The following is a 23,474-nucleotide window of genomic DNA, read 5'->3' on the forward strand; positions in this document are numbered from 1 at the left end:
CGGGTGCGCATCGCTGCGCACCCGGTCACGAACATCACACTTCTTCGCTGAACTGCGGGACCGGATTACGGAAAGTACGGGTCACGAACGCCAGGTAGATGATACCAATTGCGCCCCATACCAGACCCAGCACCATGGAAGTCTCTTCGAGATTGATCCAGAGTGCACCCACCGTCAGCGCGCCCATCACAGGCAGCACCAGATAGTTGAGATGGTCTTTCAGCGTCTTGTTACGCTTCTCACGGATCCAGAACTGCGCGATCACAGAGAGGTTAACAAAGGTAAACGCGACCAGCGCACCAAAGTTGATCAGCGCCGTAGCGGTCACCAGATCAAAGTTGATAGCCAGCAGTGCCACCGCGCCGACCAGCAGTACGTTCAGTGACGGCGTGCGATATTTTGGATGCACGAAGCCAAAGATACGCTGCGGGAAGACGCCATCGCGGCCCATCACGTACATCAGACGTGAAACGCCTGCGTGTGCTGCCATGCCTGACGCCAGCACGGTCACCACGGAGAAGATCAGGATCCCGATCTGCAGCGCTTTACCGGCCACAAACAGCATGATTTCAGGCTGTGACGAGTCCGGATTCTGGAAACGCGAGATATCCGGGAAGTAGAGCTGCAGGAAATAGGAGACCGCGATAAAGATCACACCACCAATCAGCGCCGTCAGGAAAATGGCGCGCGGAATGGTGCGTTCAGCATCTTTGGTCTCTTCCGACAGCGAGCTGATGCCGTCAAAGCCGAGGAACGAGAAGCAGAGAATCGTCGCACCGGTGATCATCGGCACCACCTGAGCATGCTCAGACCAGAACGGCTTCGTGCTCACCAGCGTACCGGAGCCAATACCGTGCGCCACACCGTAAACCACCATACCGGTGATCACGGCCATGACTACAACCTGCAGCACCACGATGACGCTGTTAAAGTTGGCCACGGTTTTGATACCACGCAGGTTGGAGATGGTCATAAAGGCCACCAGCAGCACAACGAAAATCCACGACGGAATGCCCGGCACCAGCGACTCAAAGTAGCTTTTTGCCAGCAGGATGTTGATCATCGGCATGAACAGATAGTCCAGCAGCGATGACCAGCCCACCATAAAGCCGACGTGCGGACTGATGGCTTTCTGAGCGTAGGTATAAGCGGAGCCCGCAGATGGGAAGCGGCGTACCAGCTTACCGTAACTCACAGCCGTAAACAGAATCGCAATCAGGGCGAAAGCATAGGCGGTGGCGACGTGGCCGTCGGTTAAACCTGACACAATGCCGAAGGTATCAAACAGGGTCATTGGCTGCATATACGCCAGGCCCATCATGACGACCGGAAGCAGGGTCAGAGTTTTTTTCAGATGTGCACGCTGAGGTGCGGCAGAGGTATTAAGCGCCATTGTTCAGACCCCCTACAGCAGCAACTGATGTCAGTTGTACCACAGGGATACTGCGCAACGTGCTGCAGTGAGAAGTGATATTAGTGTTTGCGATTGTCGCCGCGCCGTAATCATCACGAAAGCGAGAACCAGCCAGTGCTGGTGCAATTGTAAACAGTCCCATCTTTGTTCCTCAAATCTCACGCAGAAGCGTGTTTCGGTGTCTATCTATCCGGATACGTGTCCGGCCTCGGTTATGTATGTATTAAAAACATTATGCAAAAAAATAACCGACGCTCAATGCGTCGGCTATGTTCTGTCTTTTGCAGGGGGCATATTTTGCCCCAACTTATACCATCGACACAAGACGTTAACGCAATTCTTCTGTGCGTCACGCGTTCTTTAGCATCCAGTCAATCTCTGTAGCGGTGATCAATCGCTCAAACTCGCGCAGCTCACACTGCTTGCAGCTATGCCACACGCGGCTGAAACGCTCTCCCAGCAGCTTCTGCAGCGGGTAGCTGCTCTCAAACTCATAGAGTGCGTCGCTCTGGCGAATCGGCAGTGCCAGCCCTTCCGCCGCATGTCCGTTTCCGGTCACCGCATGGGGTAAAGGTAGCTGATTATCCAGACCGTGCAAAATACCGGCAAGAATTGTTGACACGACCAGATAGGGATTTGCATCCGCACCCGCTACGCGATACTCCACGCGATGGTTCTCTTTGTCGCCGCACGGAATGCGCAGCGCCACGGTGCGATTGTTATGTCCCCACGACGCCTGCAGCGGCACAAACGACTCTGGCGAGAAGCGCCGGTAAGCATTGACGTTGGGCGCCAGCAGCGCCATTGACGCCGGCATCAGGTCAATCATGCCCGCCAGCGCGCGCTTCAGCAGCGGCGAGTTGCTGCCATCATCGAGAGAGAAAGCGTTATGATCCGCCGCGTCAAGCATGCTGATATGTACGTGCATACCGCTGCCGGCATACTCTTCATAGGGCTTCGCCATAAACGTGGCGGTCATACCGTGATTTTCCGCTACCTGCCGCACCAGTCGCTTCAGCAGCACCGCGTCGTCGCACGCTTTAAGGATGTCCTGCGTGTGATGCAGGTTGATCTCAAACTGGCCCGGTGAGGCTTCTGCCAGGGCGCCATCTGCCGGGATACCCTGCCGCTGCGCCAGCGCGTCGATATCGCGCAGCACGTCAGCAAAATGGTCGAGATTGTCCACGGAGTAAACCTGACAGTGCATGTTGCGCTCTGCGCTGCCCGGCGAACACGGTGGCTGAATAAAGCCGCCGGCATCGCGCTGCTTATCAACCAGATAGAACTCCAGCTCTACCGCTACCACCGGAAACAGCCCGCGATTGCGCAGCTGCTGCCACAGCCGGTTCAGCACGTTTCGGGGTTCAACGTCAAAGGGAGTGCCATCTTGGTTGCACATCGTCAGCAGCAGCTGGGCAATGCGTTGGGGATCGGAAGCAGAAGGGATAAGCGTGCCAGGAACAGGAATACAGAGGTTGTCGGGTTCGCCAAGTGCCTGTCCGAGACCGGCTTCCTCAACGGTGTTGCCGAGAATATCCATGGCAAAAACAGAGGCGGGAAAGTAACACCCTTTTTCCAGCTTTGGCAGCGCGGCAACCGGAATGCGCTTACCGCGAAAAACACCATTTAAATCATTTAACAGGATATCGACATACTGCGTTTCGGGATGGCGTTCCAGCCAGGTTTTCACCTCCAGCTGGAACGCGCTTGTTCGCTTCTCTTCACTGTGCCGCGTGAAATCTTCTACTTCCACGATATTCGTCATATACCACCCGCCAGTTACCGTTAATGAGGTTTGCGCGATGCTTTAATTCCGAACTACAGCTCTAACATAGCGCCAACACAAATAGTGTGCAAATGTAACAATCTGGTTTGCAGTTCGGCGCGGGCAGATTAGATTGAGAATAACAGGCTCGCTTAAACGCCTGCCTGAATTTGCCGGCAGAGCGTCAGCACTCTCAGCGTGGTAACCCGATGATGACAGATGCTGTAAAACCGCTGATCGGAATAGTGATGTGCCAGAACATGGCCGGTCCCCACCCCGCTCAGACGCTGCACAATAAATATCCGGATGCGGTGGTCGCGGCCGGTGGCGTACCACTGCCGCTGCCGCATCAGCTGCTGCAGGCACCAAAGCTGCTGGCGCAAAGCATGGCGCTGCTGGACGGCCTGCTGCTGCCCGGCAGCCCCAGCAATATTGAACCCTGGCACTATGGCGAAGCGGGCAGTGAAGCGCACAGCGATCCGGGGCGCGATCGTCTGGCCTTTGCGGCCATTACCTGGGCCACCAGCCGGCAGATGCCGCTGCTGGGTATCTGTCGTGGCCTGCAGGAGCTGGTGGTCGCCAATGGCGGCGCGCTCTATCGTCAGCTGCATCAGGTTGACGGGTTTCAGGATCACCGTGAAGACCCCGCCCGGCCGCTGTCGCAACAGTACGCTGCGGCGCATCTGGTCACGCCGGAACCGGGCGGGCTGCTGAGTCAGCTGCCTGACTGCCAGGCCCCCTTCGCCGTTAACTCACTGCATGCGCAGGGCGTACGCACGCCGGGTCCGCAGCTGCGCATAGAAGCACGCGCCGCAGATGGCGTGATTGAGGCGGTGAGCCTGCGTCATCACCCTTTTGCGCTGGCGGTACAGTGGCATCCGGAGTGGCAGTCTGAGCAGAACCCGGTTTCACGCCAGCTGTTTGCTGCTTTTATTCAGGCCGCCAGCGATTATCACCGGGCACGACCCTGAGGAGAATGTGATGCACCATGTGGAGAGCTATTACGCAGCCAGCGCTAATCCGCACGCCCCCTGGCCTGCGCTGCAGGAGAGTATTCAGTGCGACGTCTGTATTATCGGCGGCGGCTTTACCGGTCTCTCCTCGGCGCTGTTTCTGACCGAAGCGGGCTACGACGTGGTCGTGCTGGAGGCGGCCACCATCGGCTTTGGTGCCAGCGGACGTAACGGCGGTCAGGTGGTTAATTCCTATAGCCGCGACGTGGATGTGATCGAGCAGCGCTACGGTAAAGAAACCGCCGCGATGCTCGGCAGCATGATGTTTGAGGGTGCCGATATTATCCGCGACCGTATCGATCGCTACGCCATCAGCTGCGACTACCGGCCGGGCGGTATTTTCGCTGCCCTCAACCCGCGGCAGATGGGCCACCTGCATCGTCAGCAGGCGAGCTGGGCGCGCTACGGCAATCAGAGCCTGGAGCTGCTGGATGAGCGCGGCATCCGGCGGGAAATCGCTACCGATCGCTATGTCGGCGGTCTGCTGGATAAGCGCGGTGCGCATCTGCATCCGCTGAACCTGGCGCTGGGAGAAGCGGAGGCGATCCGCCGCCACGGCGGGCGTATTTATGAACACTCCGCCGCCCTCGCCGTGCACTACGGCGCACCGCACCGCATTACCACCGCGCACGGGGAGGTGCATGCTACCTTTGTGATCTTTGCCGGCAACGCCTATCTGCCGGCGCAGCTGGAGCCGCGCCTGAGCCGCAAAAGCATGCCGTGCGGCTCGCAGATTGTGACCACTGAACCGCTGAGCCGCGACCAGGCGCTCGGGCTGCTGCCTAACAACTACTGCGTGGAAGATTGTAACTATCTGCTCGATTACTTTCGTCTTACCGCGGATAACCGTCTGCTGTATGGCGGAGGCGTGGTATATGGCGCGCGCGAACCAGCTGACATTGACGCTCTGATCCTGCCCAAGCTGCAGCGCACATTTCCGCAGCTGCGCAATATCAAAATCAGCCACCGCTGGAGCGGTAATTTTCTGCTGACGCTGTCGCGGATGCCGCAGTTTGGTCAGCTGGAGCGGAACGCCTATTTTATGCAGGGCGACAGCGGCCATGGCGTAACCTGCACGCATCTCGCCGGCAGGCTGATTGCCGAGGTGCTGCGCGGTCAGGCGGAGCGGTTTGATGCCTTTGCCCGGCTGCCGCATCTGCCATTCCCTGGCGGACGCCGGTTTAAAGTTCCTCTGACGGCAATGGGCGCCGTATGGTATGCGCTGCGCGATCGGCTGGGCGTCTGAGCCGCAGCGGGAGACGCAGATCTCCCGCCGGGTTTATGCCAGCGGCATGCGTGCCGGATCGGGGTAGCGATACTCAAAGCCGAGCTCATCGCAGATTTTTGTGCCATCAATCAGTTTGCCGGTCGGGCGGCCGGACTGCGCACTGAACGTGGGCGGCACCAGGCCCAGCTTCTTTGTCACGTCAGGGTAAAACGTATCCCGCGACGGATGATGCGGCGCGCAGAGGTTGTAGGTGTGCCCGCCTTTTGGCCGCTGCAGCAGCAGCATAATCGCCTCTACCACATCATCCAGATGCACCAGGTTCACGCCGTGACTGCCCTGTTCCAGCCCGGTTTTCCCGGCCAGAAAGCGACCAGGATGGCGATCCGGCCCCACCAGACCGGCGAGCCGCAGAATATCCACGCTGGTGCCCGGCAGGCCGTGCAGCCAGTGCTCCAGCTCGACCAGTGTTTTGCCGGCCACTGTCTCCGGCTGGAGCGCGCTCTGCTCTTTCATGATCCCCTCACCTGCGCCGTAGACCGAGGTGGAGCTGGTGAAAATAATGCGCGGCACCCGGCTTGCCAGCGCCGTGTCCACCACGTTTTGTACCGCCTGCATATAGGCGTCAGCCCCCTGCACGGTGCGGCTGGCCGGCAGCGTAACCACCAGCGCATCCACCTGCATCAGCGCCTCAAGTTCGTCAGCATCACACTCAATTTCCGGCGTCAGTTTCAGCTGATACGCCTCAATGCCGCAGCGCCGCGCGGCTTCAACGCCATCCGGCGTGGTTTTTGTGCCGGTCACTTCCCAGCCCCGCGCCGTCAGCGCCATTGCCAGCGGCATCCCCAGCCAGCCCAGACCCGTAATCGCGACTCGTTTCATCTCTGCTCCTGCTGTTGCGCGCCATCGTTATCTCATCTTAGAGCGGCGCCGCCCGGCAAACCAGCGCAAAGTGTTGCGGAAGGTTCCGTAAACTGACGTTAAAAAAGGGTTGCCAAGCCGCGCCATCTTCGCTAGGTTAATCAGCACGCAAATGAATACTCATTCAGCAACGGAATTTATTATGACACGCGTTCAGTTCAACCATCATCACCACCATCACCCTGACTAGTCTTTCAGGCGATGTGTGCTGGGAGACGTTCAGGATCTTCCAGTGGTGCGAGCGCAAAGAGAGCCCCCGGAAGATCATCTTCCGGGGGTTTTTTTATGGGCGAACGCAAACGCAACACGTTCAGACAGGATCAAATAAGAGGACAGGAACCATGTTAGATAACACCCGTTTACGCATAGCTATGCAGAAATCTGGCCGTTTAAGTGATGAATCACGCGAACTGCTGGCGCGCTGCGGCATCAAAATCAACCTTCAGCAGCAGCGTCTGATTGCGTTTGCGGAGAACATGCCTATCGATATCCTGCGCGTGCGCGATGACGATATTCCCGGTCTGGTGATGGATGGCGTGGTCGATCTCGGCATTGTCGGTGAGAACGTGCTGGAAGAGGAGCTGCTGACCCGCCGCTCGCAGGGTGAGGATCCGCGCTACTTTACGCTGCGTCGTCTGGATTTCGGCGGCTGCCGCCTGTCGCTGGCGATGCCGGTAGATGCCGACTATACCGGTCCGCAGTGCCTGAACAACGCCCGTATCGCCACCTCCTATCCACATCTGCTGAAACAGTATCTCGACAAACAGGGTATCCCGTTTAAATCCTGCCTGCTGAATGGTTCAGTAGAAGTCGCGCCGCGCGCAGGCCTGGCTGATGCGATCTGCGATCTGGTCTCTACCGGCGCCACGCTGGAGGCCAACGGCCTGCGTGAGGTCGAGGTGATCTACCGCTCCAAAGCGGTACTGATCCAGCGCGACGGCGAGCTGCCGGCTGCCAAGCAGGCGCTGGTCGACACCATGATGACGCGCATCCAGGGCGTGATCAAAGCGCGCGAATCAAAATATATCATGCTGCACGCGCCGAGCGAGCGGCTGGAAGAGGTTATCGCCCTGCTGCCTGGCGCCGAGCGCCCTACCGTGCTGCCGCTGGCGGGCGAAGTGAGCCGCGTGGCGATGCACATGGTCAGCAGCGAGACGCTGTTCTGGGAAACCATGGAAAAACTGAAAGCGCTGGGCGCCAGCTCGATCCTGGTGCTGCCGATTGAAAAAATGCTGGAGTAACCGATGAGCACCCTGATGACCCCAATCAGCTGGCAGCAGTGCGACGCCGCACAGCAGCAGGCGCTGCTGCAGCGTCCGGCCATTGCCGCTTCTGCCACCGTCAGCGCCACCGTGCAGAACGTGCTGGCGGAAGTGAAATCGCGCGGCGACGCGGCACTGCGCGACTTCAGCGCGCAGTTTGATAAGGCGCAGGTCAGCCAGCTGCGCGTCTCTGCGGCAGAGATGCAGGCCGCCAGCGCACGCCTGAGCGACGAGCTTAAACAGGCGATGGCGGTTGCCGTGCGCAATATTGAGACCTTCCACAACGCCCAGATTCTGGCCGCGGTGGATGTCGAAACGCAGCCCGGCGTGCGCTGTCAGCAGATTACGCGGCCGGTGCAGTCGGTAGGCCTCTATATTCCGGGCGGCTCTGCGCCTCTCTTTTCCACCGTGCTGATGCTGGCAACGCCGGCGCGCATTGCTGGCTGCGGCCGCGTAGTGCTCTGCTCGCCGCCACCGGTTGCCGATGAAATTCTCTATGCCGCACAGCTGTGCGGCGTGCAGGAGGTGTTTCAGGTCGGCGGCGCGCAGGCGATTGCTGCACTGGCTTTCGGCACCGAATCGGTGCCGAAAGTGGACAAAATCTTTGGCCCGGGCAACGCCTGGGTGACGGAGGCGAAGCGTCAGGTCAGCCAGCGGCTCGACGGCGCGGCTATCGATATGCCTGCCGGCCCCTCTGAAGTGCTGGTGATCGCAGATGAAGAGGCGACGCCCGCATTTGTCGCCTCTGACCTGCTGTCGCAGGCGGAACACGGTCCTGACTCTCAGGTGATCCTGCTGACGCCGTCGCAGAGGCTGGCCGAAGAGGTGGCACAGGCCGTTGAGGCGCAGCTGGCCGCACTGCCGCGCGCCGCCACCGCGCGTCAGGCGCTGGCGAGCAGCCGCCTGATCGTGGCGCAGGATCTGGCGCAGTGCGTGGCGATTTCAAACCAGTATGGTCCGGAGCACCTGATCATTCAGACGCGCCAGCCGCGCGATCTGGTCGATGCTATCACCAGTGCCGGTTCGGTATTTCTCGGCGACTGGTCACCGGAATCTGCCGGTGACTACGCCTCGGGCACTAACCACGTCCTGCCAACCTATGGCTATACCGCCACCAGTTCCAGCCTCGGACTGGCAGATTTCCAGAAGCGGATGACGGTGCAGGAACTGACACCGCAGGGCTTTATGAACCTGGCCGCCACCATTGAAACCCTGGCCGCCGCCGAGCAGCTTGATGCGCACAAAAACGCCGTTACCCTGCGCGTTGCCGCCCTGAAGGAGCAAGCATGAGCACTGAAATTGAAGCGTTAGCGCGTGCTAACGTCCGCGCCCTGACGCCCTACCAGTCAGCGCGTCGCCTGGGTGGCAACGGGGATGTCTGGCTGAACGCTAACGAATTTCCGCTGCCGGTGCCGTTTGAGCTGTCACAGCAGACGCTGAATCGCTATCCGGAGTGCCAGCCGCGGCTGGTGATTGAGCGCTATGCCGCCTACGCCGGTTTAACCCCGGAGCAGGTTCTGGTCAGCCGCGGCGCTGATGAGGGCATCGAGTTGCTGATGCGCGCGTTCTGCGAGCCGGGCAAAGATGCCATTCTGTTCTGTCCGCCGACATATGGTATGTACAGCGTCAGCGCCGAAACCATCGGTATTGAGTACCGTACCGTGCCGGCGCTGGACAACTGGCAGCTTAACCTGCCGGCCATTGCCGGTAAGCTCGATGGCGTAAAAGTGGTTTACCTCTGCAGCCCGAACAATCCGACCGGTAACCTGATCAATCAGGATGATATCCGGGCGCTGCTGGACATGACCGCCGGTAAAGCGCTGGTGGTAGCAGACGAGGCGTATATTGAGTTCTGCCCGGCCGCAACGCTTGCGGCGTGGCTGCAGGCGTATCCGCATCTGGTGATCCTGCGCACGCTCTCAAAGGCGTTCGCGCTGGCGGGTCTGCGCTGCGGTTTCACCCTGGCTAACAAGCCGGTTATCGATCTGCTGATGAAGGTGATCGCACCTTATCCGCTTGCCACGCCGGTCGCTGACGTTGCGGCGCAGGCGCTGAGCGAGGCGGGCATTGCGCTGATGCGTCAGCATGTCGCTGAACTCAACGCGAACCGCGCATGGCTGTATGAACAGCTTCCGCAGCTGCCCGTGGTGGAGCAGGTGTTTCCGAGCGAGACCAACTACATTCTCGCGCGCTTCACCGACTCGCCAGCCGTGTTTAAATCGCTGTGGGATCGGGGCATTATTCTGCGTGACCAGAACAAAAATCCCGGTCTTACCGGATGCCTGCGCATCTCAATTGGTACCCGAACCGAGTGCGAGCGCCTGATCGCCGCGCTGCAAGCCTTTTCCGTGGAGCAAGCATGAGCCAGAAGATCCTTTTTATTGACCGTGACGGCACGCTGATTGCCGAGCCGCCGTCTGACTTTCAGGTAGATCGCCTGGATAAGCTGGCGCTGGAGAAAGATGTGATCCCCGCGCTGCTGGCGCTGCAGGAAGCGGGCTACCAGCTGGTGATGATCACCAATCAGGATGGTCTGGGTACCGAAAGCTTCCCGCAGGCCGATTTCGATGCGCCGCATACGCTGATGATGCAGATCTTTACCTCGCAGGGAATCAACTTCAGCGATGTGCTGATCTGCCCTCACCTGCCCGCCGATAACTGCGACTGCCGTAAACCCAAAACCCGGCTGGTTGAGGCGTGGCTGGCAGAGGGCGCGCTGGATAAAACCAGCAGCTATGTGATTGGCGACCGTCAGACCGATCTGCAGCTGGCGGAAAACATGGGCATTCAGGGCCTGCGCTACGGCGCCGAAGGCGAGAGCTGGGCCTCCATTCAGGCGCAGCTCACCAAACGCGACCGCTATGCGCTGGTCAACCGCAACACCAAAGAGACGCAGATCAAAGTGGAAGTGTGGCTCGACCGTGAAGGCGGCAGCAAAATCAACACCGGCGTCGGCTTTTTTGACCACATGCTGGACCAGATCGCGGTACACGGCGGCTTTCGCATGAATATCGACGTCAAAGGCGACCTCTATATTGACGATCACCACACGGTGGAGGATACCGGCCTGGCGCTGGGCGAAGCGCTGCTCAGGGCGCTGGGCGACAAGCGCGGCATTGGCCGTTTCGGCTTTGTGCTGCCGATGGATGAGTGTCTGGCGCGCTGCGCGCTCGATATCTCCGGCCGGCCGCATCTTGAATACAAAGCGGAGTTCAGCTACCAGCGCGTAGGCGATCTCAGCACTGAGATGGTCGAGCACTTCTTCCGCTCGCTCTCCTACGCCATGATGAGCACGCTGCACCTGAAAACCAAAGGCCGTAACGATCACCACCGCGTGGAGAGTTTGTTCAAAGCCTTTGGCCGCACGCTGCGCCAGGCGATCCGCGTCGAGGGGAATACCCTGCCGAGCTCAAAAGGAGTGCTGTGATGAACGTGGTCATTCTCGACACCGGCTGCGCCAACCTCTCGTCGGTCAGATGGGCGATTGAGCGCCTCGGCTATACGCCTGAAGTGAGCCGCGATGCCGATGTGGTACTGCGCGCCGATAAACTGCTGCTGCCGGGCGTCGGCACCGCACAGGCGGCGATGAACCAGCTGGCAGAGCGCGAGCTGATTGATCTGATCAAAGCCTGTACGCAGCCGGTGCTGGGGATCTGCCTCGGTATGCAGTTGCTGGGACGCGGCAGCGATGAGAATGGCGGCATCAGCACGCTGGGTATCGTTGATGAGCCGGTGGCGCTGATGGATACGCAGGGCCTGCCGCTGCCGCACATGGGCTGGAATCAGATCACCGCCAAAGCGGGACACCATCTGTTCCGCGATATTCCGGATGGCAGCTACTTCTACTTTGTGCACAGCTACGCGATGCCGGTTAACGCCGCCACGATTGCGCAGTGTGACTACGGCCTGCCTTTTACCGCCGCACTGCAGAAAGATAACTTCTTTGGCGTGCAGTTTCACCCCGAGCGCTCCGGCAAAGCGGGCGCGCAGCTGCTGAAAAACTTTCTGGAGATGTAATGATTATCCCCGCGTTAGATTTGATTGATGGCAAGGTGGTGCGCCTGCATCAGGGTGACTACGGTCAGCAGCGCGACTACGGCAGCGATCCGCTGCCGCGCCTGCAGGAGTATGAACGCCAGGGCGCCGGTGTGCTGCACCTGGTGGATTTGACCGGTGCAAAAGATCCGGCTAAGCGCCAGATCCCGCTGCTGACCACGCTGCTGCGCGGCGTCAGCGTACCGGTGCAGGTTGGCGGCGGCATTCGCCAGCGTGATGATGTGGCCGCCCTGCTTGCCGCCGGGGCCACGCGCGTGGTGGTCGGCTCAACGGCAGTCAAACAGCCAGAAGAAGTGAAAAGCTGGTTCAGCGAATTCGGTGCCGACGCCATCGTGCTGGCGCTGGATGTGCGCATCGACGCGGCTAACCGTAAAGAAGTGGCGATCAGCGGCTGGCAGGAAGCGGCGGGCGTTACGCTGGAAGAGGTGATTAGCTGGTATCAGCCGGTGGGCCTGAAGCATGTGCTCTGCACTGACATTTCACGCGACGGCACGCTGAGCGGCTCTAACGTAGCGCTCTATAAAGAGGTGTCTGCTGCTTTTCCGGACATCGCCTTTCAGAGTTCCGGCGGCATCGGCTCGCTGGCGGATATCGCCGCGCTGCGCGGCAGCGGTGCGCAGGGTGTGATCGTCGGTCGTGCCCTGCTGGAAGATAAATTTACGGTAGCGGAGGCGATTTCATGCTGGCAAAACGGATAATCCCCTGTCTGGACGTGCGTGACGGACAGGTTGTAAAAGGCGTGCAGTTCCGCAATCACGAAATCATCGGCGACATTGTGCCGCTGGCGCAGCGCTACGCGCAGGAAGGGGCCGACGAGCTGGTGTTTTATGACATCACCGCCTCATCTGATGGCCGCGTGGTCGACAAAAGCTGGGTTTCACGCGTAGCGGAAGTGATCGACATTCCGTTCTGCGTCGCGGGCGGCATCAGAAGCGAGGAGGATGCCGCGCGCATTCTGCAGTTTGGCGCTGACAAAATATCTGTCAACTCCCCGGCGCTGGCCGATCCGACGCTGATCACCCGTCTCGCCGACCGTTTTGGCGTGCAGTGCATAGTAGTGGGTATCGATACCTGGTTTGATGAGGCGAGCGGTAAATATCACGTTAACCAGTATACCGGTGATGAAGCGCGTACCCGGGTAACGCAGTGGGAAACCCTTGACTGGGTGCGGGAAGTGCAGAAGCTCGGCGCGGGCGAGATCGTGCTGAATATGATGAATCAGGATGGCGTACGTAACGGCTACGATCTGGTTCAGCTGCAGAAGGTCCGCGAAGTGTGCAGCGTGCCGCTAATCGCGTCCGGCGGTGCCGGCACCATGCCGCACTTCCTTGACGCCTTTACGCAGGCAAACGTTGATGGTGCCCTGGCGGCGTCGGTGTTTCATAAGCAGATTATTAATATCAGTGAGCTGAAAAACTTTCTGATCGACAACGGTGTGGAGATTCGCGCGTGTTAACAGCAGACCAACTGGCCCGCCTGGACTGGGTCAAAACTGCGGGCATGATGCCCGTTATCGTGCAGCATAACGTCTCCGGCGAAGTGCTGATGCACGGTTATATGAATGAGGCGGCGCTGGAAAAAACGCTGGCGGAAGGCAACGTCACTTTTTTCTCGCGCACCAAAGAGCGGCTCTGGACCAAAGGCGAATCCTCCGGCCACTTTCTGCAAGTGGTGAGCATTACGCCAGACTGTGATAACGATACGCTGCTGGTGCTGGCGAACCCCATCGGACCGACGTGCCATCTTGGCACCTCCAGCTGCTTCTCGCCTGCCGCCCCGGAGTGGACGTTCCTCTATCAACTGGAGCAGCTGCTGGCGTCGCGGAAAGATGCCGATCCCGCCAGCTCCTATACCGCCAGCCTCTACGCCAGCGGCACCAAGCGTATTGCGCAGAAGGTTGGCGAAGAGGGCGTGGAGACCGCGCTGGCGGCCACGGTGAACGATCGTCATGAACTGACCAACGAAGCCTCCGACCTGCTCTATCACCTGATGGTACTGTTGCAGGACCAGGATCTGGATTTAAGCGCGATCGTTAACAATTTGCGCGTCCGTCATAAGTAACCAATTGTGCAACATGCTGCTCAAAATTAGTAACCAGGAATTATTTTGAGCAGCATTCTTCTCAAAAAAAGCAAATCCAGCTAATATTGAGCAATATATTGCTCAAAGAGGGCTGGTTATGCTGACCTTACAACTTTGCCTTGACGGAGTCTGGCATGATGCTGCCATGCTCAATGTTAAAGCCCCCCAGCTTGGTCGTGGCAGCGAAGCATTACTGGCTTATGACTTTACCTATGCAGCAGAACACCTGGAGCGCAATGATATTGCCAGTTGTAGCCTGAATTATCCTGTCATGCTAATCGGTAGCCATTTTGCGCAGCCCTGGTTTGGGTTTCTGGATGATATTATTCCGGCCGGTGCCAGCCGTCGTTATTGGATCAGCCAACTGGGACTGCAGGGCAAATCCGCAGGTGAACAGGATTACGCATTACTGAAAGCGGGTACCATCGCCCCCGTGGGTAATCTGCGTATTAAAGAGTCTCTGCCACAGCTTCCTGTGAATAGCACTCTGCCAACCCGGCGTTTTTCCGCAGAATGGGCTATTGAGCGCGACAGTGATTTTCTTGAATACGCACAGCAGATGGGCGCGGCCAGCGGCGGTGCAACGGGTGCAGGCGGGGAAGCGCCAAAATTATTGTTACGCCGGAATGCACAACAGGAAGTGTGGATAGATACCTGGCAAGACGATCCTTTGAATCAGGATACCTCTTATCTCGTTAAATATCCGCGTGGTGCTCGCAGCCCGATTGATTGCGATATTCTGCGCGCCGAGTATCACTTCTATCATGAACTTCAGGCACTGGGCATAGACACTATTGATACCAGGCAAATGCTGTTGTGCGAAGGCACACGTTACCCATCGCTATGGCTACCACGATTTGATATAGCGTTCGTTGAAAACAGAAAAGTCCTGTATGGACTGGAATCCGTTTACTCACTGATGCAAAAAGCGCCGGGAAGCTATCTCAACCATTTCGACATCATTCACTGTCTGATAGAAAAGTTGAATTTGGCAGAGGCAGAACGCGAATTACTGGTTATTGAATGGGTTAAACGCGACATGCTGAACATTGCCTTTGGCAACTCCGATAATCATGGCCGTAACAGTGCTATTTTGAAAAAACCCAGCGGTATGTGGCTTGCCCCCGTTTACGACTTTGCGCCCATGAAAGCCGATCCTGAAGGTGTGGTTCGTACTACACAATGGGGCTCACCGTATGAAGAAGGCGGTCATTACAACTGGCATCTGATTGCACAACGTCTGAACTATCTGGTCTCTGAGAAAAGGTTACTGGAGGCGCTACGTATACTAGCGAAAAAGCTGACTGGTCTTAAGGTGCGCCTGGCGCAACGCGGTGTGCCTGCGTCAATTCTCGAAATGCCCGGCGTTGGCTTCAATTTTCTGGATGAGCGCATCGCAGGGTGGAAATTATGATGAAAACCATGACGCCGTTTGAACGTGAAGCGTTATTCCTGGCGTTATTACGTCAGTCGATTGAAGAAAAAGCCAGCCACGGCAAGTTACTTATGCAACTCCGCAAACAGGTGCTGGGATTTTCACAGGATCGCTATGCGGCGCTGGCTGGCATCAGCCGGCGTACCCTGTCAGATATCGAACAGGATAAAGAGAGCGTAACCCTGAATGTGCTGAATCGCGCTTTCAGGCCGCTGGGGCTGGAAATGGGTTTGTTGCCACAACAATCTCACATGCGGCAAACGCTGATTGCGCTGCTGGCTCAACAGGGCGCATCCCATGACCACCCATGAAAAACTTATCGCCCTGCTCGACCAGCACGGCGCTCAATATCGCCTGCTGGAGCATGCAGCGAACGGGAAGTGTGAAGCAGTGGCGGCTTTGCGAGGTACAGAGGTGGGCCAGGGTGCGAAAGCGCTGGTGTGCCATGTCAAAGGTAACGGTATCAAGCAATATGTACTGGCGGTGCTGCCGGCCGATCGGCAGGCGGACCTGAGTAAAGTGGCGGCTGCGGTGGGTGGACGTCGTGCCTCGCTGGCCTCCCCGGCAGAAGTGGATGCCCTGACCGCCTGTGTATTTGGGGCGATTCCACCGTTTAGCTTTCATGAAGATTTACGGCTGGTAGTCGATCCGCTGTTGTTTGAACGCTATGGCGAAATCGCGTTTAATGCCAGAGTGCTGGAGAGATCCGTAGTGATGAATATTAACGATTACCAGCGGCTGCATAATGGTAACGTGATGAAAATAATCCTCTAATTGCCATCCGCCACCGCGGGGGGTACTCTCGGAATACCCGCTTTTACAACAGAAGAACCCGTTTATGGCACACTCCCGTTTTACCGCGCGTCTGCGCAATACCGCAGCGCTGGCGCTGCTGGCTGGCTGCGCTTTTGGCGCGCAGGCAAAGATTGATCAGGTGCGTTTCGCGGTTGATCCGACCTATCCGCCGTTTGAGTCCAAAACCCCGCAGGGCAAGCTGGTGGGTTTTGATATCGATCTGGGCAACGCGCTGTGCGCGCAGATGCAGGCCAAATGCGTCTGGGTGGAAAGCCAGTTTGACGGCATGATCCCGGCGCTGAAGGCGCGCAAGTTTGACGCTATCCTCTCCGATATGGGCGTGACCGAAGAGCGCCTGAAGCAGATCGACTTTACCGAACCGATGTATGACACGCACGTGCAGCTGATAGCGCGTAAAGGCTCCGGCCTGCTGCCGACCGCAGAGTCGCTGAAGGGCAAAAGCGTGGGCGTGGAACAGGGTACGGTGCAGGAGCGTTATGCGCGCGCTAAATGGCAGCCGCACGGCGTCAATGTGGTGCCGTATGGCGACCAGGCACAGGTAGAAAGCGACCTCATCTCCGGCCGTCTGGACGCGGTGTTTACCGACGCTGCGCAGGCGGCTATCGGTTTTCTGAAACATCCACAGGGGAAAGATTTTGCGCTGGCCGGCCCGATTGTGCAGGACCCGCTGATTGGCCCTGGCACCGCTATCGGCCTGCGTAAAGGCGACACTGAACTCAAAGCGGCGCTCAACGGCGCGTTTGATGAGCTGAAGAAAAACGGCACATTTGACACTATCCAGAAGCGCTACTTCGCGACAGATATCTCTGTCCAGCCGTGAATCTCCGGCGGCGCGTTTGCCGCCGCTTTTTTAACGGAACTATACTCTGTTCAGTCACCTTAACAGGCATGCGCGCTACTGCAGCCTCAGAAACAGGACACCGGCCGCCCTATGCAACAACAACATCATCCATTACTGAGCGCCTCGCTGGGCACCCAGCGAGAGATAGTCAGCTTTCATTTCGGTACCGACTCGCAAAAGCGCGTCTATATTCAGGCCGCCCTGCATGGCGATGAGCTGCCGGGTATGGCGGTTGCCTGGTATCTTAAACAGAAGCTGCTGGCGCTGGAGTCCGCCGGCAAGCTGAAAGCGAAAATCACGCTGGTCCCGGTAGCCAATCCGCTGGCGCTGGGTCAGCACTGGCACGGCACGCATCTGGGGCGTTTTCATACTCTCTCTGGCCAGGATTTTAACCGGCGCTTTCCGGCGCTGGGTGAGAAGCTGGCCGCTGAACTGGCGGGGTCTTTGACGCAGAGTGAATATGAAAACAGACGCCTGATCCGCGATGCCATCGACCTTTACTACCGCGATCAGATAGCCAGAACCGAGCTGGAGTCGCAGCGCTATACCCTGATGCGTATGGCAAGTCAGGCCGATCTGATGATTGATCTGCACTGCGACTGGGATGCGCTGCCGCATCTCTATACAACGCCTCACGCCTGGTCTGAAGTGGAACCGCTGGCGCGCTGGCTCGGCAGTGAGGTGCAGCTGCTGGCGCAGATTTCCGGCGGTGAGCCGTTCGACGAAGCGTGCTGCGAACCCTGGCTGACGCTGGCAAAACGCTTTGGCGATGACTACCCGATGCCGCGCGGTCTGCTGCCGGTGACGCTGGAGCTGCGCGGCGTCGCCGATGTCTCTGCGGAACAGGCGGAAAAAGATGCCGATGCAATCATTAATGCGCTCACCGAAAGCGGCTATATCAGCGGCGATCCGGGCGTCTCTCCTGCCCTGCGCCATCCGCCCACGCCGCTGGCGGGCTGTGAATATATTCATGCGCCCTACTCCGGCCTGCTGCTGAACCGGCGTAAGCTGGGTGAGTGGATTAAACCGGGGGAAGTGGTGGCAGAAGTGATTGATCCGGTCAGCGACCACATTACGCCGCTGGTTGCTGAGTATGGCGGCGTGCTCTACGCCAGAAACCTGACCAAATTTGTCACGTCCGGAATGCTGGCGGTGCGGCTGGCGGGGGAAAGTGCGGGACGCAGCGGTGAGCTGCTGGTGATGTGACGGCATAAAAAAACCGGCTCAGGGGCCGGTTTTTTTATTTTAGTGACGACTGCGGTAGTTGCTGACGATGCTGCGGCCAATCACGATAGCCGAACCCAGTACGCCGCCCAGGATCAGGGCTAACAATACGGTAAGGGTCTTTTTCGGACTGTCGCGGCGAATCGGCAGGTCAGCTTCAGCGATATAGCGGAACGACTGCAGGTTGTCTGCCTTGATGGTGACGTGCGTAATAGAGAGCAGCGCGCGCTCGGCACTGTAATAGTCATCATCAAAATCGAGCGGCTTGGTCGCTTCATTGGTTACCATCGCCCGTAACGGTTCACTGCCCAGCAGATAGAGCGTGTCATCAGAGAGATACTCTGCCTGACTCAGCTGTGATTTTGCGAGGCCGGCCGCTTCCGCCACCTTCAGCGCCTGATTAATCACATCAAGACGATGCTGTTTTTTGTTAATGGCGATCTGCTTGTGCGCATCCAGAATTTCTTTCAGCTCTTTGGCTTTTACGCCCAGGCTATGTTTTAGATCCTGACCATAATCGCTGACGACTTCATTATTGACAGTCGTAAGATACTTTTTCAGCTGCGCCTGCGCTTCTTTTGCGCTCTGCGCGACAAAAGAGATAGTCAGCGCATCATTACTGCCTTTATTCACCTGACTGATTTTTAATGTTTCAGGCTGTTCCTGATTTGCCAGGGCGCCAGCGAGCGCATTCATTGAGGCGCTAAAGCGGCCAAACAGCTGGTTTTGCAGATCGGTAACTGACGGTTTTTCCTGGATGTTTTGCGCATAAAGCACGCTCAGCGTGGCGTTATAGCTGGCAACCTGTCCCGCTGAAGGCTGCGTAACAATGGCCTCAGACGTCCATTTTTCCTTCGCCACGCTTAAATAGACAATGCTTAACAACATCGTCACTACCATCGTCACAATAATTATCCATTTGCCTTTCCACAGCTGGACAATTATGTCGAGCAAATCTATTTCATCATTATTGTTTGAAGCCAGAACGCCCGGATCGTTATTCAGTCCGGGCTTATTGTTTGCATTCATAAATTCATTACTCGCCAATCATTATCAGCATAAAAAAACACCTCCCGGACGGGAGGTGTTAAGGACAGTTACTCTAACCACTCGGTGTGGAATACACCTTCTTTATCGGTACGCTTGTAGGTATGCGCACCAAAGTAGTCGCGCTGCGCCTGAATCAGGTTAGCAGGCAGCACCGCTGAACGGTAGCTGTCATAGTACGCGATAGCTGCGGAGAAGGTCGGGGTCGGGATGCCGTTCTGTACTGCATAAGCCACCACATCGCGCAGCGCCTGCTGATACTGGTCAGCGATATCTTTGAAGTATGGCGCTAACAGCAGGTTGGCGATATTGGCATCGGCAGCATAGGCGTCAGTAATTTTCTGCAGGAACTGTGCACGAATGATGCAGCCGGCACGGAAAATTTTCGCGATTTCACCATACTGCAGATCCCAGCTGTACTGCTCTGATGCCGCACGCAGCTGTGAGAAGCCCTGCGCATAGGAGACAATTTTGCCCAGGTAGAGTGCGCGACGCACTTTCTCAACGAACTCCGCTTTATCACCGCTTACTGCCTGCGCCTGTGGACCGCTCAGGACTTTAGAGGCAGCAACGCGCTGCGTTTTCAGTGAAGAGAGGTAGCGGGCAAATACAGATTCAGTGATCAGCGACAGCGGCTCACCCAGATCCAGCGAGCTCTGACTGGTCCACTTACCGGTGCCTTTGTTTGCCGCTTCATCCAGGATCACATCAACCAGGTAGTTACCCTCTTCATCTTTCTTGGTGAAGATATCTTTGGTGATGTCGATCAGGTAGCTGCTCAGCTCGCCGTTGTTCCAGTCGGTGAAGGTTTCAGCCAGCTCTTCATTGCTCAGACCCAGCGCACCTTTCAGCAGCGCATAGGCTTCAGCAATCAGCTGCATATCGCCATATTCGATACCGTTATGAACCATCTTCACATAGTGACCCGCGCCGTTCGGGCCGATGTACGCCACGCAGGCGTCGCCATCTTCTGCACGGGCAGCAATCTTATCGAAGATAGGGGCAACCAGCTCATACGCTTCTTTCTGACCGCCAGGCATGATAGAAGGACCTTTCAGCGCGCCCTCTTCACCGCCGGAGACGCCGGTACCGATGAAGTTAAAGCCCTGCTCGCTGAGCTCCTGATTACGACGGATTGTGTCTTTATAGAAGGTGTTACCGCCATCAATCAGAATGTCGCCTTTATCCAGATGCGGCGTCAGCGATGCAATGGTTTTATCTGTCGCTTCACCCGCCTGCACCATCAGCAGAATACGGCGCGGTTTTTCCAGTGACTCAACAAACTCTTCTACGGTGTAAAACGGAGCAAGTTTTTTACCCGGATTCTCAGCAATGACTTCATCGGTCTTTTCGCGTGAGCGGTTGAAGATAGAAACGGTGTAACCACGGCTTTCGATGTTGAGAGCCAGGTTACGGCCCATTACTGCCATCCCTACTACGCCGATCTGTTGCTTAGACATTACATACTCCTGTCAGATGTATTTACTGCTGATGTGATTAGCAGCACAAAAGTACTTCGATGTTAACTCACTCATCTCAGATTTAGATAGCCTAAGATGCTTCACCCGGCTCATTTGCGTAAATGTCAGGCATGAAATCAGATAACCCAAAAAATGAATGGCTTAGTTATCTGCCCATGCCGGAGAGGCTTTCGCAAACGCAGGGTCAAACGGTCCTTCTTTGACCTCAAGCATCAGGGCGCGTTCTGAAAGGCATTCCACGCTATGAATATCACCAGGATTGAATTCAACCAGCGTGATACCCGAGCGCGGCCCTGCAACAAACTGACGTACCACAGCACCCTGTGCATCATAAAGCCGGATATCCAGCTCCCCTTCCAGCACCGTGAACAGCTCCCACTGATGCGAAAGCTCGTGGTAGTGAGGCTCAACGAAGCTTCCGCTGACTAAACCAATCAGCAGACGCTGAACTTTGTCATCGTGGGAAGCATGCATAAGAAGATGCGCGCGTTTGCGCACTGACAGCTCTGCATCCCGATAGAGCTGCTCGGTAACGGCCTTATCAATAACCCTCATTATTCACCCCAAACGCGTTTTCAATCTGACCTGCGGCAGCGTCCACTGAAAATTGATCCAGCAGCAGCTGATAAGCAGCCGCGCCCATCTCTTTTCTCAATGTCTCATCCTGCGTAAAGTTTATTGCCGCCTGCAGCAGACGCTCATCTTCACCGTTGATGAAAATCGTTCCGGCTTTGTTAGCATTAACGATATCGGCCAGATCGTTACCTTTGTTGACGCTACCGAGGATAGGGATACTTTGCACCATGTAACCCAGCAGTTTTCCCGGGAAATTATGTGAGGTATGGTTTGCTGCCAGAGAAAACAGACCGACATCAACTTCGGTCAGCAGATGTTTAAACGTTTTCTGATCCACCGACGGCAAATAGGTGAAGTTTGTCAACGCCCATTCCTGAGCGAGTTTGTTAATCAGAGTGACTTCATCACCCTGCCCGACAAACAGAAAATGCGCCTGTGGAAAAGCCTGCATGCTCTTGACCAGCCGCATCAGGTTCGCCATATCCTGCGCATGACCAATGTTACCGCCGTAGAAAAACACCGTTTTGTCCTGCAGGCCGGACGCTTTGACAATTGAAGCATAGTCACTGCCCCCAGCATAAGCGGGTTCAATACTGGCCCAGTTGCGTAGCACTCCGGCCCTTCTTTGCGGATTACGCTGCATAAACAGCCTGAGGTTGTTTTCCGACATCAGGCCTATATCGCTGGCTTCATCGTAAAGGCTTTTCTCAAAATAGCGAAAATACTTTTCGGTCAGCGAGCCCTGCTTAATCATGCCCGCATCAATCGCCCACTGTGGAAAAAAGTCACGCAGAATCAGGTAGGATTTGCATGCACAACGCTGTTTGATCTTTCTGACTAAATGCCCCCAAAAGACAGAGGGCGAATAATAAACAATGCCATCAAATGAGTTTGCTTTTATCTTATGACGTACCGCTCTCCACGCACGCACTGACAGCAGGCTTTCGTTAATAGCCCGCTGAATATGACTGACATCTTTGATTGGACCCGTTCTGAAACGCCAGACGGTAACGCCCTCTAACATATCCTCCTGCAACGCGTGCTGCAGATTTGCATCCGGGGTAATAACCGTAACGCTATGACCACGCTGAATGAACTCCTGCGCCAGCTCATGAAACATCTTTGCACCGACGCGGGTACTGTGCGGAAGGTAATCGTCAATTATAAAAGCAAATTTCATCAGTACTCTTTCCAGACAACCCGTTTGATGTAGTCAGTGTAGGAATGAATAATCCGGACTACTTTGTCTGAAACGTTTGGCATGCTGTAGTCATAGACCTGACGCAGCAAACGCTCTTCGCCGCGCGGCTGAGTCTCAAGCACGGCAAGCGCCTGCAGCACACGATCGCGCTCCAGACCTGTCATCATGACCGAAGCTTCTTCAAACCCTTCCGGACGTTCATGCGCTTCGCGAATATTCAGCGCCGGGAAGTTCATGATTGAGGACTCTTCAGTGATGGTTCCGCTGTCAGAAAGCACGGCACGGGCATGTTTCTGCAGGTGGTTATAATCGTGGAATCCGAGAGGTTTCAGCAGCTGGATTTTTTCGTGGAACACAATGCCGTTGGCTTCTATACGGTTACGGGTACGCGGGTGCGTAGAGACGATAACCGGCAGCTGATACTTCTCAGCAATGGTATTCAGAATATCCGCCAGCTTAGCCAGCTGCTTCGGCGAATCGACGTTCTCTTCCCGGTGCGCACTGATGACAAAGAACTGATTAGCCTGAAGCTGCAGACGCTCAAGCACATCAGAGCCATCAATCTGCGGCATATAGTGCGTTAAAACTTCATACATCGGACTACCGGTTTTGATCACCCGATCTGCCGGCAGGCCTTCAGCCAGCAGATACTCACGCGCAATATCACTGTAGGTGAGATTGACATCTGCGGTATGGTCAACGATGCGGCGGTTGGTTTCTTCAGGTACCCGCTGATCAAAGCAGCGGTTGCCCGCTTCCATATGGAAAATAGGGATTTTACGACGTTTAGCCGCGATAGCAGAGATGCAGGAGTTGGTATCTCCTAAAACCAGCATCGCTTCCGGCTGTACTTCGGCAAATACCTGGTCAATCTTGATAATCACCTGACCAATCGTTTCTGCCGCATTTTTTCCTGCAGCATCCAGAAAGAAGTCCGGCTTACGTACATTGAGGTCGTTAAAAAAGACTTCGTTAAGCTCATAATCGTAGTTCTGACCGGTGTGAACCAGAATATGCTCACAATACTGGTCAAGTTTATCCAGCACGCGCGACAGGCGGATAATTTCCGGACGCGTTCCTACAACTGAAACAATTTTAAGTTTTTTCATAATGAT

The 23,474-nt window shown here is 56.6% G+C and carries 24 protein-coding genes and 1 other annotated feature; of the genes, 16 read left to right on the plus strand and 8 right to left on the minus strand.

Annotation, left to right across the window (positions count from 1 at the left end):
- Positions 1-34 precede the first annotated feature (34 nt).
- Positions 35-1,393 carry an APC family permease gene (locus B4M48_RS11630; RefSeq protein ID WP_039385292.1) on the minus strand — a complete coding sequence of 453 codons (1,359 nt, stop codon included), beginning with the start codon at positions 1,391-1,393 and terminating at the stop codon, positions 35-37.
- A gap of 370 nt (positions 1,394-1,763) precedes the next feature.
- Positions 1,764-3,179 carry a glutamine synthetase family protein gene (locus B4M48_RS11635; RefSeq protein ID WP_039385294.1) on the minus strand — a complete coding sequence of 472 codons (1,416 nt, stop codon included), beginning with the start codon at positions 3,177-3,179 and terminating at the stop codon, positions 1,764-1,766.
- A 209-nt stretch (positions 3,180-3,388) separates the two neighbouring features.
- On the opposite strand from B4M48_RS11635, the gene puuD reads away from it, so the two are divergent.
- Both puuD and B4M48_RS11645 read left to right on the plus strand, forming a co-directional pair.
- A complete protein-coding gene (puuD, locus tag B4M48_RS11640) occupies positions 3,389-4,150 on the plus strand; it encodes a gamma-glutamyl-gamma-aminobutyrate hydrolase (RefSeq protein WP_071668093.1) in 762 nt (253 codons plus the stop codon).
- 10 nt (positions 4,151-4,160) lie between these two features.
- Positions 4,161-5,438 (plus strand): NAD(P)/FAD-dependent oxidoreductase, encoded by a 1,278-nt coding sequence (locus tag B4M48_RS11645; RefSeq protein ID WP_039385296.1) that lies wholly within the window; start codon positions 4,161-4,163, stop codon positions 5,436-5,438.
- A gap of 33 nt (positions 5,439-5,471) precedes the next feature.
- On the opposite strand, the gene B4M48_RS11650 is transcribed toward B4M48_RS11645, so the two are convergent.
- The gene (locus B4M48_RS11650; RefSeq protein WP_039385302.1) at positions 5,472-6,299 is read right to left on the minus strand and encodes an SDR family oxidoreductase; all 828 of its coding nucleotides are present in this window, start codon (positions 6,297-6,299) and stop codon (positions 5,472-5,474) included.
- A gap of 181 nt (positions 6,300-6,480) precedes the next feature.
- On the opposite strand from B4M48_RS11650, the gene hisL reads away from it, so the two are divergent.
- The 14 genes from hisL to B4M48_RS11720 all read left to right on the plus strand — a co-directional run bounded on the left by hisL (position 6,481) and on the right by B4M48_RS11720 (position 18,036).
- The gene (hisL, locus tag B4M48_RS11655; RefSeq protein ID WP_100396937.1) at positions 6,481-6,528 is read left to right on the plus strand and encodes a his operon leader peptide; all 48 of its coding nucleotides are present in this window, start codon (positions 6,481-6,483) and stop codon (positions 6,526-6,528) included.
- Positions 6,504-6,625 (plus strand) — a sequence feature (His leader region). (Overlaps the previous gene by 25 nt.)
- Positions 6,626-6,679: 54 nt before the next feature.
- Positions 6,680-7,579 carry an ATP phosphoribosyltransferase gene (gene hisG, locus B4M48_RS11660; protein WP_039385304.1) on the plus strand — a complete coding sequence of 300 codons (900 nt, stop codon included), beginning with the start codon at positions 6,680-6,682 and terminating at the stop codon, positions 7,577-7,579.
- Between the two features lie 3 nt (positions 7,580-7,582).
- Positions 7,583-8,890 carry a histidinol dehydrogenase gene (hisD, locus tag B4M48_RS11665; RefSeq protein ID WP_288656760.1) on the plus strand — a complete coding sequence of 436 codons (1,308 nt, stop codon included), beginning with the start codon at positions 7,583-7,585 and terminating at the stop codon, positions 8,888-8,890.
- Positions 8,887-9,963 carry a histidinol-phosphate transaminase gene (hisC, locus tag B4M48_RS11670; protein WP_288656762.1) on the plus strand — a complete coding sequence of 359 codons (1,077 nt, stop codon included), beginning with the start codon at positions 8,887-8,889 and terminating at the stop codon, positions 9,961-9,963. The genes hisD and hisC overlap by 4 nt, the downstream gene beginning before the upstream one ends.
- Complete coding sequence (hisB, locus tag B4M48_RS11675; RefSeq protein ID WP_039385309.1) at positions 9,960-11,027, plus strand: bifunctional histidinol-phosphatase/imidazoleglycerol-phosphate dehydratase HisB; 1,068 nt, start codon at positions 9,960-9,962, stop codon at positions 11,025-11,027. Before hisC ends, hisB begins: the two co-directional genes overlap by 4 nt.
- The gene (gene hisH / locus B4M48_RS11680) at positions 11,027-11,617 is read left to right on the plus strand and encodes an imidazole glycerol phosphate synthase subunit HisH (RefSeq protein WP_039385312.1); all 591 of its coding nucleotides are present in this window, start codon (positions 11,027-11,029) and stop codon (positions 11,615-11,617) included. The genes hisB and hisH overlap by 1 nt, the downstream gene beginning before the upstream one ends.
- A complete protein-coding gene (gene hisA, locus B4M48_RS11685) occupies positions 11,617-12,354 on the plus strand; it encodes a 1-(5-phosphoribosyl)-5-[(5-phosphoribosylamino)methylideneamino]imidazole-4-carboxamide isomerase (protein WP_039385314.1) in 738 nt (245 codons plus the stop codon). Before hisH ends, hisA begins: the two co-directional genes overlap by 1 nt.
- Positions 12,336-13,112 (plus strand): imidazole glycerol phosphate synthase subunit HisF, encoded by a 777-nt coding sequence (gene hisF, locus B4M48_RS11690; protein ID WP_039385316.1) that lies wholly within the window; start codon positions 12,336-12,338, stop codon positions 13,110-13,112. The genes hisA and hisF overlap by 19 nt, the downstream gene beginning before the upstream one ends.
- A complete protein-coding gene (hisIE, locus tag B4M48_RS11695; RefSeq protein WP_071667989.1) occupies positions 13,106-13,717 on the plus strand; it encodes a bifunctional phosphoribosyl-AMP cyclohydrolase/phosphoribosyl-ATP diphosphatase HisIE in 612 nt (203 codons plus the stop codon). Before hisF ends, hisIE begins: the two co-directional genes overlap by 7 nt.
- Before the next feature lie 118 nt (positions 13,718-13,835).
- A complete protein-coding gene (locus B4M48_RS11700; RefSeq protein ID WP_039385322.1) occupies positions 13,836-15,152 on the plus strand; it encodes a type II toxin-antitoxin system HipA family toxin in 1,317 nt (438 codons plus the stop codon).
- Positions 15,149-15,484: a helix-turn-helix domain-containing protein gene (locus tag B4M48_RS11705; protein ID WP_039385326.1), complete on the plus strand. Its 336-nt coding sequence runs from the start codon at positions 15,149-15,151 to the stop codon at positions 15,482-15,484. Before B4M48_RS11700 ends, B4M48_RS11705 begins: the two co-directional genes overlap by 4 nt.
- Complete coding sequence (locus tag B4M48_RS11710) at positions 15,471-15,947, plus strand: YbaK/prolyl-tRNA synthetase associated domain-containing protein (protein ID WP_288656766.1); 477 nt, start codon at positions 15,471-15,473, stop codon at positions 15,945-15,947. The genes B4M48_RS11705 and B4M48_RS11710 overlap by 14 nt, the downstream gene beginning before the upstream one ends.
- A 64-nt stretch (positions 15,948-16,011) precedes the next feature.
- Complete coding sequence (locus B4M48_RS11715) at positions 16,012-16,809, plus strand: ABC transporter substrate-binding protein (RefSeq protein ID WP_039385333.1); 798 nt, start codon at positions 16,012-16,014, stop codon at positions 16,807-16,809.
- 111 nt (positions 16,810-16,920) lie between these two features.
- Positions 16,921-18,036, plus strand: coding sequence for a succinylglutamate desuccinylase/aspartoacylase family protein (locus B4M48_RS11720; protein ID WP_039385336.1), 1,116 nt, complete (start codon positions 16,921-16,923; stop codon positions 18,034-18,036).
- A 39-nt stretch (positions 18,037-18,075) separates the two neighbouring features.
- On the opposite strand, the gene wzzB is transcribed toward B4M48_RS11720, so the two are convergent.
- From wzzB to wecB, 5 genes are all read right to left on the minus strand, one after another.
- Positions 18,076-19,083, minus strand: coding sequence for an LPS O-antigen chain length determinant protein WzzB (gene wzzB / locus B4M48_RS11725; protein ID WP_283340821.1), 1,008 nt, complete (start codon positions 19,081-19,083; stop codon positions 18,076-18,078).
- A gap of 68 nt (positions 19,084-19,151) precedes the next feature.
- On the minus strand, positions 19,152-20,561 hold the full coding sequence (gene gndA, locus B4M48_RS11730; protein ID WP_039385340.1) for an NADP-dependent phosphogluconate dehydrogenase: 1,410 nt from the start codon (positions 20,559-20,561) through the stop codon (positions 19,152-19,154).
- A gap of 162 nt (positions 20,562-20,723) precedes the next feature.
- Entirely contained in the window at positions 20,724-21,137 is a 414-nt protein-coding gene (locus B4M48_RS11735; RefSeq protein WP_283340822.1) for a WbuC family cupin fold metalloprotein, read from the minus strand.
- On the minus strand, positions 21,124-22,338 hold the full coding sequence (locus tag B4M48_RS11740) for a glycosyltransferase family 4 protein (protein WP_288656771.1): 1,215 nt from the start codon (positions 22,336-22,338) through the stop codon (positions 21,124-21,126). Before B4M48_RS11740 ends, B4M48_RS11735 begins: the two co-directional genes overlap by 14 nt.
- The gene (gene wecB / locus B4M48_RS11745) at positions 22,338-23,468 is read right to left on the minus strand and encodes a non-hydrolyzing UDP-N-acetylglucosamine 2-epimerase (protein WP_283340824.1); all 1,131 of its coding nucleotides are present in this window, start codon (positions 23,466-23,468) and stop codon (positions 22,338-22,340) included. The genes B4M48_RS11740 and wecB overlap by 1 nt, the downstream gene beginning before the upstream one ends.
- Between the last annotated feature and the right edge of the window lie 6 nt (positions 23,469-23,474).

Origin of the sequence: Pantoea sp. UBA6567 (genome assembly GCF_002434165.1) — a bacterium.
Lineage (GTDB): Bacteria > Pseudomonadota > Gammaproteobacteria > Enterobacterales > Enterobacteriaceae > Pantoea > Pantoea eucrina.

Excerpts from the sequence above, each read along its gene's own strand:
- B4M48_RS11630 (WP_039385292.1), bottom strand. The coding sequence starts at position 1,393 with ATGGCGCTTAATACCTCTGCCGCACCTCAGCGTGCACATCTGAAAAAA.
- B4M48_RS11635 (WP_039385294.1), bottom strand. The coding sequence starts at position 3,179 with ATGACGAATATCGTGGAAGTAGAAGATTTCACGCGGCACAGTGAAGAG.
- puuD (WP_071668093.1), top strand. The coding sequence starts at position 3,389 with ATGATGACAGATGCTGTAAAACCGCTGATCGGAATAGTGATGTGCCAG.
- B4M48_RS11645 (WP_039385296.1), top strand. The coding sequence starts at position 4,161 with ATGCACCATGTGGAGAGCTATTACGCAGCCAGCGCTAATCCGCACGCC.
- B4M48_RS11650 (WP_039385302.1), bottom strand. The coding sequence starts at position 6,299 with ATGAAACGAGTCGCGATTACGGGTCTGGGCTGGCTGGGGATGCCGCTG.
- hisG (WP_039385304.1), top strand. The coding sequence starts at position 6,680 with ATGTTAGATAACACCCGTTTACGCATAGCTATGCAGAAATCTGGCCGT.
- hisD (WP_288656760.1), top strand. The coding sequence starts at position 7,583 with ATGAGCACCCTGATGACCCCAATCAGCTGGCAGCAGTGCGACGCCGCA.
- hisC (WP_288656762.1), top strand. The coding sequence starts at position 8,887 with ATGAGCACTGAAATTGAAGCGTTAGCGCGTGCTAACGTCCGCGCCCTG.
- hisB (WP_039385309.1), top strand. The coding sequence starts at position 9,960 with ATGAGCCAGAAGATCCTTTTTATTGACCGTGACGGCACGCTGATTGCC.
- hisH (WP_039385312.1), top strand. The coding sequence starts at position 11,027 with ATGAACGTGGTCATTCTCGACACCGGCTGCGCCAACCTCTCGTCGGTC.
- hisA (WP_039385314.1), top strand. The coding sequence starts at position 11,617 with ATGATTATCCCCGCGTTAGATTTGATTGATGGCAAGGTGGTGCGCCTG.
- hisF (WP_039385316.1), top strand. The coding sequence starts at position 12,336 with ATGCTGGCAAAACGGATAATCCCCTGTCTGGACGTGCGTGACGGACAG.
- B4M48_RS11700 (WP_039385322.1), top strand. The coding sequence starts at position 13,836 with ATGCTGACCTTACAACTTTGCCTTGACGGAGTCTGGCATGATGCTGCC.
- B4M48_RS11705 (WP_039385326.1), top strand. The coding sequence starts at position 15,149 with ATGATGAAAACCATGACGCCGTTTGAACGTGAAGCGTTATTCCTGGCG.
- B4M48_RS11710 (WP_288656766.1), top strand. The coding sequence starts at position 15,471 with ATGACCACCCATGAAAAACTTATCGCCCTGCTCGACCAGCACGGCGCT.
- B4M48_RS11715 (WP_039385333.1), top strand. The coding sequence starts at position 16,012 with ATGGCACACTCCCGTTTTACCGCGCGTCTGCGCAATACCGCAGCGCTG.
- B4M48_RS11720 (WP_039385336.1), top strand. The coding sequence starts at position 16,921 with ATGCAACAACAACATCATCCATTACTGAGCGCCTCGCTGGGCACCCAG.
- wzzB (WP_283340821.1), bottom strand. The coding sequence starts at position 19,083 with ATGAATGCAAACAATAAGCCCGGACTGAATAACGATCCGGGCGTTCTG.
- gndA (WP_039385340.1), bottom strand. The coding sequence starts at position 20,561 with ATGTCTAAGCAACAGATCGGCGTAGTAGGGATGGCAGTAATGGGCCGT.
- B4M48_RS11735 (WP_283340822.1), bottom strand. The coding sequence starts at position 21,137 with ATGAGGGTTATTGATAAGGCCGTTACCGAGCAGCTCTATCGGGATGCA.
- B4M48_RS11740 (WP_288656771.1), bottom strand. The coding sequence starts at position 22,338 with ATGAAATTTGCTTTTATAATTGACGATTACCTTCCGCACAGTACCCGC.
- wecB (WP_283340824.1), bottom strand. The coding sequence starts at position 23,468 with ATGAAAAAACTTAAAATTGTTTCAGTTGTAGGAACGCGTCCGGAAATT.